13 protein-coding genes are annotated in these 13,306 nt (G+C 46.8%); 8 read left to right on the top strand and 5 right to left on the bottom strand.

Annotated elements, in window-relative coordinates; all coding sequences use genetic code 11:
* Nucleotides 1–6 precede the first annotated feature (6 nt).
* Together Q0460_RS06835 and Q0460_RS06830 are read left to right on the top strand one after the other, a co-directional pair.
* Entirely contained in the window at nucleotides 7–1,182 is a 1,176-nt protein-coding gene (locus tag Q0460_RS06835) for a carbon-nitrogen hydrolase family protein (RefSeq protein WP_299086073.1), read from the top strand.
* Nucleotides 1,179–1,844: a ThiF family adenylyltransferase gene (locus Q0460_RS06830; RefSeq protein ID WP_299086072.1), complete on the top strand. Its 666-nt coding sequence runs from the start codon at nucleotides 1,179–1,181 to the stop codon at nucleotides 1,842–1,844. Before Q0460_RS06835 ends, Q0460_RS06830 begins: the two co-directional genes overlap by 4 nt.
* 240 nt (nucleotides 1,845–2,084) lie before the next feature.
* Here the strand turns inward: Q0460_RS06830 and Q0460_RS06825 are convergent, their stop codons facing one another.
* From Q0460_RS06825 to Q0460_RS06810, 4 genes are all read right to left on the bottom strand, one after another.
* On the bottom strand, nucleotides 2,085–3,656 hold the full coding sequence (locus Q0460_RS06825) for an ankyrin repeat domain-containing protein (protein ID WP_299086071.1): 1,572 nt from the start codon (nucleotides 3,654–3,656) through the stop codon (nucleotides 2,085–2,087).
* Nucleotides 3,657–3,836: 180 nt separating this feature from the next.
* Nucleotides 3,837–4,247, bottom strand: coding sequence for an Rrf2 family transcriptional regulator (locus tag Q0460_RS06820; protein ID WP_299086070.1), 411 nt, complete (start codon nucleotides 4,245–4,247; stop codon nucleotides 3,837–3,839).
* A 673-nt stretch (nucleotides 4,248–4,920) separates the two neighbouring features.
* Nucleotides 4,921–5,556 carry an NAD(P)-dependent oxidoreductase gene (locus Q0460_RS06815; RefSeq protein WP_299086069.1) on the bottom strand — a complete coding sequence of 212 codons (636 nt, stop codon included), beginning with the start codon at nucleotides 5,554–5,556 and terminating at the stop codon, nucleotides 4,921–4,923.
* Between the two features lie 213 nt (nucleotides 5,557–5,769).
* Complete coding sequence (locus Q0460_RS06810) at nucleotides 5,770–6,144, bottom strand: cupin domain-containing protein (protein ID WP_299086068.1); 375 nt, start codon at nucleotides 6,142–6,144, stop codon at nucleotides 5,770–5,772.
* 167 nt (nucleotides 6,145–6,311) lie between these two features.
* Here Q0460_RS06810 and Q0460_RS06805 point away from each other — a divergent pair, with 167 nt between their 5' ends.
* From Q0460_RS06805 to Q0460_RS06785, 5 genes are all read left to right on the top strand, one after another.
* Entirely contained in the window at nucleotides 6,312–7,187 is an 876-nt protein-coding gene (locus Q0460_RS06805; protein ID WP_299086067.1) for an ABC transporter six-transmembrane domain-containing protein, read from the top strand.
* 53 nt (nucleotides 7,188–7,240) lie between these two features.
* Entirely contained in the window at nucleotides 7,241–8,197 is a 957-nt protein-coding gene (locus tag Q0460_RS06800) for a cation diffusion facilitator family transporter (RefSeq protein WP_299086066.1), read from the top strand.
* A gap of 586 nt (nucleotides 8,198–8,783) precedes the next feature.
* On the top strand, nucleotides 8,784–9,398 hold the full coding sequence (locus tag Q0460_RS06795; protein ID WP_299086065.1) for a hypothetical protein: 615 nt from the start codon (nucleotides 8,784–8,786) through the stop codon (nucleotides 9,396–9,398).
* A 157-nt stretch (nucleotides 9,399–9,555) separates the two neighbouring features.
* Nucleotides 9,556–9,939: a transporter gene (locus Q0460_RS06790; RefSeq protein ID WP_299086064.1), complete on the top strand. Its 384-nt coding sequence runs from the start codon at nucleotides 9,556–9,558 to the stop codon at nucleotides 9,937–9,939.
* A 62-nt stretch (nucleotides 9,940–10,001) separates the two neighbouring features.
* Complete coding sequence (locus Q0460_RS06785) at nucleotides 10,002–10,568, top strand: hypothetical protein (RefSeq protein WP_299086063.1); 567 nt, start codon at nucleotides 10,002–10,004, stop codon at nucleotides 10,566–10,568.
* Here the strand turns inward: Q0460_RS06785 and ribD are convergent.
* Nucleotides 10,560–11,750: a bifunctional diaminohydroxyphosphoribosylaminopyrimidine deaminase/5-amino-6-(5-phosphoribosylamino)uracil reductase RibD gene (gene ribD / locus Q0460_RS06780; protein WP_299086062.1), complete on the bottom strand. Its 1,191-nt coding sequence runs from the start codon at nucleotides 11,748–11,750 to the stop codon at nucleotides 10,560–10,562. The two genes, Q0460_RS06785 and ribD, sit on opposite strands and share 9 nt — an antisense overlap.
* Before the next feature lie 505 nt (nucleotides 11,751–12,255).
* Here ribD and Q0460_RS06775 point away from each other — a divergent pair.
* Nucleotides 12,256–12,510 carry a hypothetical protein gene (locus Q0460_RS06775; RefSeq protein ID WP_069435689.1) on the top strand — a complete coding sequence of 85 codons (255 nt, stop codon included), beginning with the start codon at nucleotides 12,256–12,258 and terminating at the stop codon, nucleotides 12,508–12,510.
* The last annotated feature ends 796 nt before the right edge of the window (nucleotides 12,511–13,306 follow it).

Genomic DNA, 13,306 nt, shown 5'->3' with positions numbered 1-13,306 from the left:
GCGACGATGATAAACGTATGCGTTTTACAACTACCGACGCTTTCGATGAGCGAAAATCGGATCGATTACTATATGAAGGTCGCCAAGGATAACAGCGCGCGGATCGTGCTGCTGGGCGAATATGAGCTAAATTCCTTCTTTAGCGAGCTTAAAAAGATGCCCCGCTCTATCGCCTGCGAACAGAGCGAGCATAAGCAGGAGCTGATGGCGCGGCTGGCCGCCAAATACGACCTGCATATCGTAGCGCCGATAATCAGAGCCGCTAGCGGCGCGATTTTGAGGCAAGCGGGCATCTTCGGTGGCGCGGCTCAAAAAAGCGCGCGCTGCGGCGGCGAAAATTCCGTAAGCCTTAAAGGCGAGCCCGGTTGCAAGGGCGAGCTAAATTCCAAGAGCGATTTAAGCTCCAACGATGGTTCAAATTCTAAAGGCGCTTTAAATTCCAAAAGCGAGCAGAATTGCAAAGGCGGCTTAAGCTCCTGCGGCGCGCACGCTTTAAATTTCAAAGCCGCAAATTCCGCAGACGATTTAAATTTAAGCGCTTCGATCCCGAGTAACTCGAACGCTTCAAATTTAAAAGCCGAGAGCCAAAAAGATGCGAGCGAAGAGGAGATCTTTTGCGCGAGCGAAAACGAGCCTATCTGGGTGAAATCCTGCGCGAAATTTTCGCCCTCGGAGGTAAAATTTTACGATCAAAATATCCTGATGGACTATCCGCACTGGAACGAGGAGGGCTTTTTCGCCAACCGCAAAAGCCGCAAAATCGGTAAAATTTCGCCGATGATCTTTAGCGAGGGCGGCGTGAAATTCGGCGTCTGCTTCGGCTACGAGGCGCATTTTGACGTATTTTGGCGCTACTTTATGCAGAAAAACGTCGGCTGCGTGCTCGTGCCGTGCGCCTCAACCTTCGAAAGCGGCGGGCGCTGGCGCGAGCTTTTGAAGATGCGCGCGTTTACGAACTCGCTCTATGTCATCCGCGCCAACCGCATCGGCGAGGCGAAATTCGGCGAGAGCGAGTTTAAATTTTACGGCGAGAGCTTCGTCGTAACCCCCGGCGGCGAGATCGCAAACGAGCTGAAAAACGAAGAGGGCGTGCTGATGTGCGAAGTGGACGCGGACGAGATCGCTGCGGCGCGCGGGTTGTGGAAATTCCGAAAAAATCTAGTCGGCAGGGGGCTTTTATGAACTACTTTCACAGACAGATCCAGCTTTGGGGTGAGCAGACGCAGCGCGCGCTTGCGGATAAGCGCATCTTAATCATCGGCGCTGGCGGGCTTGGAAGCAGCCTTTCTTACGCTCTGGGTGCAAGCGGCATCGGGCGGATCAGCGTCGTAGATTTCGACACGGTGGCGCTTCACAACATCCACAGGCAAATTTTATTCACGCTCGCAGACGAGGGCAAATTTAAAGCGGATGTTTTTAAAAGCCGTACGGAGGCTCGCTACGACGGCGTGAGCGTGGAGGTGCACAAAAGCCGTGCGGAGGAATTTTTCACTAGCGCGATAGGCGCGGGCGAGAAATTTGATCTCATTTTGGATGCGACCGATAATCTCGCTACGCGCGCGCAGATCGATGCGTTTGCTAAGCAAATAGGCGTGCCGTGGGTGTTTGCGTCGGTGGACAGCTGGCAGTGCCAAGTCTGCTTCGTGCAGAATGCGGATTTTAAATTTTTTCCGAGCCTAAACGCGACGCCTGCGGGCATAACGGCTGCGATCGTGATGTTTGCGGCAAGCTTTGAGGCAAACCTCGCTCTGCGTTATCTGGCGGGGCTTGAGGTCGAAAAAGACCTGCTTTACTACGCGAACTTTTTCGGCGGCGAGCTGGAAGTTAGGAAGATAAAATTGTAGTTTTGGCTCGGGCTAGTTTAAATTTAAGCCCGAGCTTGTGGGTTTTTACTGCATGGCACGAAGCGGTATTTAAAATTTTGAACCTAGATTTAAAGAGCCAAATTTAAAATTTTAAATTTAATCGCTTTGAGCCGATTTTTTATAAAATTTCAATGATTTCGAATTTATTTTAATACCGCAAGCACGCGGCTTCTCATCTAAATTTAAATGAGCTTAGTTTATCTTTTTTATCCCCCTCAATTAATAAATTTTGTAATCTCCAAATCCTAAGCATTTAACATTAGGATTGCTTATATCATATATCTGCCTTATGCTGCATGCCTCATCCCATGTAATATTAGGATCTTTTAATCTCTTTGAATAATATTCTTTTTGCGTCATATTTTCATCTTTTAAAAATGCGTTTCTACCTTCTGCAATAATACCCCTGTAATGTTGTATGGCATGCAGATATCCTATTAAAGTCCTAATGTCGAAAATATCACTCTGATTAGAAAGTTCCGCTTCTGAAGTTTTTTCCGTATTCGCAGAATACGCATCTAAATTTACTACGCTTGCGTTACTTTCTCCGCAAAATTTTCTATAAAGATTTAAAATCTGATCCATTTCGATGAGGCGATATTTTTCTATAGTATATGGCTTTCTTCTTATTGCGTGATCTTTTTGCATCTTCTCTTCGCCATTCCGGTAACCGTATTTTTCTATATAGCTGCTTTTTATAAAAGTCTCTTTTTCGTGATCTATGCCATACGCGGCATTGTATAGCGCATTAGCTCGCAAATCTTCCAATTCCAAAAGCGATTCTTTGCATTCTTTATATTTTTCTCGTCTGAAATATTCACTTGGCTGAACGGATACATCGTATTTAAGCAGCAAATCAAGCATCTTCTCGTAATCATTCATATAAATTAATAATCCATATGGCGTAGCTTTAAACATAGCCTCCTCCAATCGAGGTCTTGGATAATTTTCTATTTCCTTTTCATACCACTCCGTTAAAATTTTTGTAAAGTTATCGTCCTGTTTGATCGTGCCGTCTAAACCGACCTTGGTATATTTATAGGGCCTATATCCGCTTTCTAAAACTATTTTTACCATTTCTAAGGAATTATCGTCTATGACATATCCGAAAGGGTCGCTCGGATCCCTCGGTCCCTTACTATTATATATGAAAGGGCGATCGTTTTTATATTTTATTATTGCTTTATCGCCGTCTATTATCGTATGATCATATTTTCCTTTAACCCACGCCACTTGTACCGCCTTCACCTCTTCAAATTTAACCCCGTTATCTAGTAACAGTTTTGCCGTTTTGGTGGAGTTATTTTCTATCGCATAGGCTAGCGGACTAAGTTTATATCTGTCCTTATGCCTCATATCCGCCCCTAGCTTTATAAGCTCTTTAGCGGTATTTTCATCGTCGTAAAACGCGCTATAAATAAGCGGGCTAGTGCCTGCATGCATCTGTAAATTTACGCTTAGATTATTGTCTTTTAAAAAATTTAAAACGCCTCCGGTGTCTTTGGCTTTGAGCATTAAGCGAAGCTTTTTCAAAGTAGCATTTTCTTCCCAATGAGAATTCGTATATTCCGCCTCATCGTCAATATCCCAGTAGCGAAACGCGAAGCTATCGACCTCCTCTTGGCTTACGTATTTGCTAAGACCCGGTACTTTGGAAACATTAGTATCTGAAGTAACGGTGAAATGGGTTTGTTTGCGCTCCGTAAGACCTGATCTTTCGGCTAATAGATACAGCGCGCATACGACCACCACGCAGACGGCATAAATAAACCGAAGTTTAAAGCTTTTCAAAATTTCCCTCCCCTTTAACAAAACGTCATTTTGCTATTTTCGAGCGCATTATAGCCTAGCTTAAATTAAATCGAAATTTTACGTGACGAGCGGGTAAAATTTTATATAAATTTAGCCCGCAAGCCTTGAAATTTTGGCAAGTTTAGAAGATAAATGCGTGTTTAGAAATTTTAATTAGCTTTATTCTAGATCGCTCAAAAGATCCGCCAAGCTCACGCTTGATAGGGATTTTTTAAAATCATTCTGAATACGAGTAAATCGCGGCGCGAGTACCGCCTCGATCTTGCCGCCCACGGGGCAGGCGCTAGGCGAGCCTTTATGCAGGCGAAACATCGCGTCCTCCTCGCTCACCGCCTCGTAAATGTCTAAAAGCGTGATGAGCCGCGCGTCGCGAGCCAGCGTGATGCCGCCCACGCCCGCGGTCGTGAGCACCAAGGCTGCGTTTTTCAGCTGCGAGATCAGCTTGCGCGCGATGGCGGGGTTTATCCCCGAGCTTGCGGCGACGAAATCGCCCGTGACCTTCTCCTCACGAAAATACGCGACGCAAAGCATGATGTGAACGGCGAGTGAAAATTTGATACCTACTTGCATTTCGCTCCTTGATTTGGATCTGAATTTTAGAATTTAAGCGAATTTTTACTTAAATTCGGGCGCTAAATTTCAGATCGCGCTAAAATTTAATCCACCAAGCGATTTTCTTAAAATTCTAATCTTAAATTTAATCGTTCCGAAATTTCATCCGCTAGTCGATTTTTTAAAATTTAGATATTAATTTTAATCACGCCTAAATTTCATCCGCGACATAGCAAGCCGCGCGCCGCCGATACCGATAGCGCGACTATCCCCGCCTACACCGCCGTTGCAGCCGCTACCGCTGTTCATTACCTCTGCTGCGGTTGTCGCGAATACAATCGCCGCTATCGCCACCACCGCTATTATTCGAATACAATCGCTACCGATGTTCTGCAACGCAATCGCCGCCGTCATTAGCACCACGGTCGCCGCTACCGTCGCCGTTAAATTTTAAATTTTAGCTTGAGTTCGGCTCCGCCACTAAATTTAATTTCAAGCCGTAGCTCGCTCTAGCTCTAAATTTTAATTCAAACATAGGCTCTGTCCTAGCGCTAAATTTTGATTTAAGCCAGAGTTTACTTTGCTGCTAAATTTTAAATTTACGTTCGAATTTTACTGCGCCGCACGATTTAAAATTTACGTTAGAATTTTGCCGTGCCGCGTAGTTAAAATTTACGCGCGGCAACGCCCATTATTCGCCGACCGCCGTGAACGGCTTGCCGATAAATTTTTGCGCCTTGATCTCATCTATTACTGCGAGCGCGAGGTCTGCGTAGCCGATGTAGCTTTTGCCCTTGCCGTTTAGGATCAGCTCGTCGCCTCCGAGGACGTATGAGCCCGTGCGAGCGGCGTTTGCGTCGTATTCCGCGGCAGGGATCACGTAGGTCCAGATCAAATCTTTGCTCGCTTTTAGCACCTCGTAGCTCGCCGCAGTCGCCTCCGCTACGCCCATATACTCAGCCGGGAAGCTCGGAGTATCCATCAGGCGCATCTTGCGCGAAGCGTCTGTGTATAATACGCCCGCGCCGCCGATGACGAAAAGTCTAGTCTGCGTGCCGCCTAGCAGCTCCGCGATGCGCTGCGTCATTTTCGCGTGAAGCGGGAAGGTCTGCGGCGTCCATGCAGCGACCGCGCTGATGACGACGTCAAAGCCCGCCAAATCGGCCTTGCTAAGCTCAAAAACGTCCTTGTGCACGAGCTTGATGGCGTCGTTTTTATACTCTTTGTTTCGCGCGAAGCCCGTTACGTCGTAGCCCTGCTTTAGCGCCTCCGCAACTAGCGCGCTACCTGATTTTCCGTTTGCTCCGATGATTGCTACTTTTTTCATTTTCTATCCTTTAAATTTAGATTTTGTTTGCTGACGCAGCCACTTATCGCCGCTGCAAGCTAATTCACTTCCGCCGCAGCTAATGTACTTATTCATACGACCATTTATCGTCGCCGTCGCGGCCGATGCACCCGCCACGCAGGGGCGTCGTTTGCCTGCCGTACGGTTTAAAATTTACGACCGCGCTTTGCTGCGTGCTTGTCTTGCGAAATTTTACAGCCAGCTCGGCTTTACGTCCTCGTTTATCACGCCGTCGCCGTTAGTGTACTGCTCCAGGCTGCCGCGTTTAGTTTGGATGCAGATAAATTTCATCCCCTGCGCACCCGCCTTGAAGCATCTCTTGCCCGCCGGGTCGATGCGGATCGCATCGCCCTCTTTGACCGCCTTTTCCTCGCCGTCGATGAAGAGCGTGCCGCCGCCTTTTAGCACCAAATAAAGCTCCTCGTTTTGCTTGTGCGAATGCACGAAAGGCACGCTCACATTTGCGGGAAGCTCGTTGATAGAAAGCTCGCAGCCGCTTAAGCCTAGAGCTTCTTTTAGCTCGACTCTAGGTTCGTTTTTCGTTGAAATGATCTTGTAGTTTGACATCTTTTTCTCCTTGTAAATTTTTGTTGTAATGTTATAACTTACAACCGATAAGCGAAGTATAGTTAAATTTTGTTGTAATGTCAAGAGTTACAGCAAAAATTTTCAAAAAATTTGACGCAAATTTTAAAATCAGCTAAAATCCGCGCGATTTTAACCGAAGGATTTTTATGCAAAATAGCGCATTTAAGACGCTAACGCTCATAGCAAAGAAAAACTTTAAAAAACTGTTTTTAACGTTTAGCCTGGTTTTGGCGGAAAACGGGCTATTTCTCGTCTATCCAGTACTAGCCGGCATCGCCATAAACGCCATCGTATCCGGCGACACGCTTTTGGCACTTAGCTACTCGGGCTTAGTGTTTGTCGGCTGGGGGCTTGGCTCGATTAGGCGGCGTGTGGATACGCAGGTATTTACTAGGATATATGCAGGACTTGCCGTAAGCGTGATAATGAACGAAAAAAGAGCCGCAAAAGACGAAAGCGTCATAATCGCAAGGGCAAATTTATCTCGCGAATTCGTGGATTTTTTCGAGCAGCACTTTCCCGTATTTTTCACCTCGGTCGTCTCGATTTTCGGCTCGGCAATCATGCTTTTGTTTATCGAGTTCTACGTAGGTTTGGCCGTTTTTGCCCTGCTCGCGGTTTTTGGCATTTTGCTGCCAAAATACATCACTAAAAACGACCGCTTGTATCTAAAGCTAAACAACCAGCTGGAGCGCGAAGCAGGACGCATAAGCGTAGGCGACGAATACACGCTAAATCGCCACTACGACGTACTTTCAAAGCTTCGTATCCGCATTTCAAACAGAGAGGCAATGAGTTTTTTTGTCATCGGCGCGAGTGCGGCGGCGATTTTTAGCTTGGCGATATTTTTACTCTCGAGCAATCATGCAAATGCGGGTCACATCTACTCGGTGCTTACCTATCTTTGGACGTTTGCGATCAGTCTTGACGACGCGCCGAGGCTAGTGGAAGAGTTTAGCAAGTTAAAAGATATAGGCAAGCGCGTAAACGTCGAGTTAGAGGGAGATTTGGCTAAAATTTAAGCGCTTTTTTTGGGGTATAATGTATCTAAAATTTGCCGAAAAACGAGGTCAAAATGCACGAAAATCACGTCCATTGCGCGCATTCGCACACATCAAATAAAACCGTTTTGAGAAATTCCTTCCTTATGATATCCGCTTTTATGCTGGTTGAGGTCGCGGGCGGCTTCGCGACGAACTCGCTTGCCCTACTCTCCGACGCCGGGCACATGCTATCAGACGCCGCGGCGCTCGGGCTTTCGCTGTTTGCGTTTAAATTCGGCGAACGCAAAGGCAATCTGCAAAAGACCTTCGGCTACAGGCGGATCGAAATTTTAGCCGCGACGATAAACGCCCTCGCCCTCGTCGCGATCGCCGTTTTGATCGTCATCGAGGCGGCGCGGCGCTTCCAAAACCCGCCCGAAGTAGCCACCGCGGGCATGCTCGCCATCAGCACGCTGGGGCTTGCCGTAAACATCGTCGTGGCGCTTTACATGCTGCGCGGCGGCGACGTGAGAGAAAACGTCAATATGCGCGGCGCCTATGCGCACGTACTCGGCGACGCTCTGGGCTCGGTGGGCGCGATCACGGCGGCACTGCTGATCATGTGCTTTGGCTGGGGTTGGGCGGACGCGGCGGCTAGCGTGCTCGTGGCCGCGCTCATCGTAAAAAGCGGCTGGGGCGTGCTAAAAGACAGCCTAAACATCCTGATGGAGGGCTCGCCAAAGGGCGTGTGCCTGGACGGGCTCGTCGCGCAGATCAGGGGCGTGGACGGCGTGCTTTCGGTGCACGACCTACATGTCTGGAGTATAACAAGCGGCGCAAACGCGCTCACGGCGCATATCGTGGTTAGCGGCGAGCTGAGCGTGCGCGAGGCGGAGCGGATCTTGCGCGAAATATCGCACGAAATGGAGCATCTGGGCATCACGCACACGACCTTGCAACTTGAAAGTAGCGATAACGATTGCGGCGGCGAACTCATCTGCGAAGTAAGATCAAATGGCGGTGACGGGCATTTGGGGCATCATCACTAAATTTTTGGATTTGGAATTCCGCTCAATTTAGAATTTAGAATTCCGCTCGGTTTGAAATTTAAAATTTGGCTTGAGTTTTAAATTTTAAATTTGCCCGCGCCGCGAGATTTCGGAATTTTAGAATTTTGAGATTTTAAATTTTAAAATTCTGTGTCTGTTATGAAATTTTAAATCCATTCGCATAACGGAATTTTAAAATTTAGCCCCGCGGACGCCATTTCAAAATCAGGCGCTGTACGCGCAAAATAGTAGAATTTTACGCAGCAGATCGCTGTATCATTCAAAACGGCGCCTATACGCGTTTGTAGAATTTTAAATTTGACGGAAACGGCAGGCTGGCAAATGCGGTGAAATTTGGCAGAAGCTTGGAATGGTTTAAAATTAGTTAAACGCCTTCCATTTTAATAGCGCTGAAATGACATAACGCGCTACATTTTAATTTAGCCAGCATACCGCGCCTCTAAATTTAAAAATTCAGCACCGCGAATTGAGCTGTAAATAAAACCGTAAATTTAAACTACGCATCAAAATTCTGTCAAATTTCACTCATTATTTTCCTGCCGATTTGAGGCGGTTAAAAGCAAATTTGACGTATAATCTCGCGAAATTTCAGGGAGCCAAGGTGCGCAAAAACATAAAATACCTAATTTACAAGTTCTTTTTGGGTAACGTATTTTTAGCCATTTTTGTGATTTCATTTTACGTTGTTTCGTGGCATATTGAAAATATTTCAAATATCGATGTTATGAGCCTTTTGAAGGGATATTTTTTATTTCCGGGCGATATTCGCCTGCCTTTTACGACGGCGATTCTTGAGCTATTCGCCTTTTACGTCAGCAGCAGTTTGAGCGATTTTTACGTCAAAGAGGTTGATCGCAAGCTAAATTTTATATTTTTCATCGCCTTTGCGACGATAGGAATTTTAGCGCTTACCGCCGTTACTTATATCATAGTATTCGGTTTTATGCTATTCGGTTTGGATTTGGATAAAAGATTAGTAGCGATATTATCCGCCGCGATATTATTCATAGGCACCTATTCTACGGCATTTTCATTTCGCAAAAGTAATTACGAGCTCGGTAAATTTTTACAAATCGTTAGTCTAAAAAGGCGCTGGAATGCCAACGAAACACTATCGTCTATTTTATTGCTTATAGGCGTAATAATATGGCTAAACTTTATCGTTTTTGAATCTAAATAAAGCTAAGTACCCCATTTAATTTCGTCCGTCTGCGCTAAATTTCATAGGCGTAGATCACCCGCACGGCGCGACAAAATTTTAAGTACGAAATACTTTTTATCAAAATTTAAATCTACGCACTATAATTGCAGGAATTAAAAAAGGGCAGCAATTGGATATGAAAAAACATATATTAATCGCGATTTTAGGCTTACTTTGCGCCTTTATAGATATTAATTACATAGGTTTTCTTATCGCATTAAATTTGATAGTAGTCTTGGTTTGCGCCGCTTTTCCTTTTATGAAAAAGAATTATATATTTTTGCTACTGCTAGCGCTAAATTTGGCTTTGTATTTCAACGCTATCGACACTCCTTTTGAAAAGCCCGAGCTTTGGACTTATAGCATACCTGCGCTGGCAAATGCGACATATGTGCTAGTCGCTTTAGTTTATGCTTCGGGATTTGTCGCTTTTGTCCCGCTTGCGGCATATATCTGTTTTTTATACTCGCTCTGCGTTGTTGCCTGCGGCATACGTGAAAAATTTCAAAGCTTACGCTAAATTTGCGATCAAAATTTTAAGCTGCCATTGCGTATAATTTCGCAGAATTTTAAGGATTGAGTGTGAAAATATATTTTTATAAAATACTTCTAGGCATCTTACTGACGGGCGTATTTTCATTCTCGCTCGGCTTTACTTTATCGCACGTAGGTATCATATCGAATGCAGTTTTTGGCGTACCGCTATTGCCCTACGCTTCTTTTAAGGCCGAGCTCGCAAAAGCTATCTTAACGATAATCTCCGCATTTTATATCGCTGATAAAATTATTAATTTTCGCATTTTAGGCATCGATTGCAAGCTAAATTTTATATTTTTCATCGCCTTTGCGACGATAGGCGTGATTATCGTTAGTCTGCTATCTTTATTTATGATCGTCGGCATAATGATATTAAATAAATCAGAAATTGTATTTGCGGCGATGTGCCTATCCCTCGGATCGATTTGGACCGCTTGGCTATTTCATATCAGCGGATACAAGCTCGGGGCTTTCTTGCAAAATTGCAGCCCAACGACAAAATCTACGGCAAGAAAATATAACATAGACAAGGCGCTATTGGTCGTCATAATAATAGTAGCGCTGCTGATCCTCATACCGATAATAGCGAAGCTTTTGCAATTTTCATTTTAAAATTTTAAACCAGCCGTAGAATTCGTTCGCTTCCAGATGCGGATCACCTGCGCTGGAGATGAAAAGCGGCTGTAGCGCAGCATTTGCTCTAAAATTTCCCGCCTCCCTCATCTGCGCGCTGTAAAAAATAAGCGCGTGGCTCGCAAACTGCGCAAACTCGTCAAACGAACTCGCCCCCGCCTCTATCATCGTGATTTTCGCGCCCGCAGGCAGCGACTGCGAGACCTCCACTTTGCGCTCTTCGACGCCAAAAAGCGGAATGCTCGCATCAAAATCCGAAAGTGCGCGGCGCGAGTGGATCCACACATTGGGCGTGCGCAGCTTTAGATTTTGCGGCGCAACACACGCGTCTAGCGTCAACATATCGGCTCTGCCTACCAAAGCGCTAATTTCATCAAATTTAGCCGCGCGCACGTCCAGCGTTGGTCTATCGGCGCGCACGGTTTGCCCGCCCACGCCTATGTAATCGCATACGCTGCGCAGCTCGTGCACGAACGCACGCTGCTTCTCACTGCCGATCCGCCCATGCACCGAGCCGTTTAGTGTGGCGTTAATTTTGATGAAGCAAAAACCGCCCTTGCGCGCCAAATAAAACGGTTCCACAAGCTCCGCCGCCGCGGCATGGCAAACGTCAAATTTCACCTCTATGCCCCCACGGCGTAAAATTTCTGCGCCGCCAGCAGCCTGCGCATTCGTATCGCGTGTGCCGATTACCACGCGCGACAGCCCAAGCTCCGCCAAAAGCTCGGCGCAAGACGGGGTCTTGCCGCGGTGCGCGCAGGGCTCGAGCGTGACGTAGGCGCAAGCGCCGCGCAAAAGCCCGCCGTGACGGTTTAAGATAAAATCATAAGTGAAGCTCGGCTGCAAAAGAGCGCTTTTTAGGGATTCTAGGTTTTGAAATTTAACACCGAATTTGCGGGCGTATTCGCAAGCGAAATCCTGCGCGAAATTTGCGTCCAGATCGCACAGCGCGGCGAAAACGGCGTTTGCCTCGGCGTGCAAAAAGCCCGCCTTTTTGTGCGCGCCTATGTCAAGAACTCTGCCGCCCCTATCCAGAAGTACGCAGCCCACGGCGGGGTTGGGTAGCGTCAAGGCCTGATAGCGCCACGCAGCCCGCAGCGCCAAATCCATATAAAATTCGTCGTTCATAAAATTTCCAAAATTTAAATTGTCCCGCTCCACCGCGATTGCTTAGTAAAATTACGGCAGAGCGGAGAACTCGCCTACTCCCAGCAAATCGCGCTTCGGGCGCAAACCGACTAGCTCACCTGCGCTCTTCCTCGCTGCGCTGGATGACGCCGGCTCGCACTTAACCCACTGCAAGAGCCAAGCTTGCTTTAAACGCCAAATTTATCGAAGCTTGCAAGCCGCGCGCCGTATGTGCCTAAGAGAAATTCCGCGCGGAAGCGAAACTGCGAAATCTTACCACAGGTTTTAGAATTTTATCCTAAATCGCAAATTTTGCGGCGTCCGTTTCGCGCGCGAACGGCACAAAATTTTACGCTTATCGTGCAAAAGAGCGTCTGCCAATAGCGCGGAGAAGCCGGCTTTGTGAAGTAAAATTTTAATAGGCGCCATGGCAAAATCGCAATCGAGCGTGAATATACAGCCCCAAAAGGCACGGCTTAATTTCAGCTCAAATTCAGGGGGGGGGGTAGAATTACATAATTTTTTTCAAAGGATTAAAATGTCTGAACAACCGACCGTTCAACCCCAATCAAACGTGCTTGGGATACTCTCCATAGTCTTTGCGATTTTAGGGATATTTTTTCTAGGTATCGTCTTTGTTCCGCTTGCGTTTTTGTGCGCGATCGCCGCGACCTATCAAGCCGTCAAAAAGCAAGCCTCGCTCGTAATAGCGATATTAGCGTGGATCCTTACGATCGTAGGGCTCATGACGTCGCCCGTACTGCTAGCCACGATCGGCATCTCCGCTTCATAGTCGCAAACATCCGCGCCGCTCAGCCGGCAATCGAAATTTCGCCGAGCGAATAATTAATTCGCCGGCGGATAATCAAAGTCCCGCAGGGCGGCGCGCAAACCTTTGCCCGCGGAATTTTAAAGCTAAATTTATAGGCAAATTTAACCGCTTAAAATTCTGCGACGAAAATTTTAAGGCGAAATTTGACGCGGGAGCTTTGTATTAAAGTTGCAGACCTAATTTCGGCGCGGAATTTTACTGCAGCAAAACAGCGCGTAAATTTTAAATTTAGCCGCTTTCAGGCGCGAGATAAAATCCAAAGCAACGCGCAAGCGTCGCGCAAAACTTATCTTTTGGCGGCGCAGCGTAAAATTTTAAAGCGCCGCCTAGTAGCGCGAAAAATTACCTTTTATCGGCGCTACGTAAATTTCAAAACAAACAAGCGGCACCGGAATTTTAAAATTCTGCGCCGAGCGCCGCGAGAGATCAAGAGCGACCGGTAGCGGCAAATTTTAAAAAAATCTAAAAATTCAACATGCTCGCGTGCCTATGCGACGCAACAAGGCGGTACTGCGGGCACATCCGCGCGAAAGGCTAATATTTATCGAATTTCACTCTGTCCGTAGCCGCACATTCGTACCGATGCCGACAATCGCAAACCTAAGCCGCAAAAAGCTTGGCAAAACGGCGTTTCGCCGCGGTGCGCATGCGAACAATTGCAACGCAGAAATTTTCGTGCGATACGATCAAGCTCAACGCGAAAGGCTTGCGCGCGGTATGTGTTTTTGAAAGCCGCACCGAATATAGCGCGCCAAAT

It is taken from the genome of uncultured Campylobacter sp., assembly GCF_937980635.1.
Lineage (GTDB): Bacteria > Campylobacterota > Campylobacteria > Campylobacterales > Campylobacteraceae > Campylobacter_B.
Note: the sequence above shows the minus strand (reverse complement) of the source record. Positions and strands in the feature narration are given on the sequence as shown.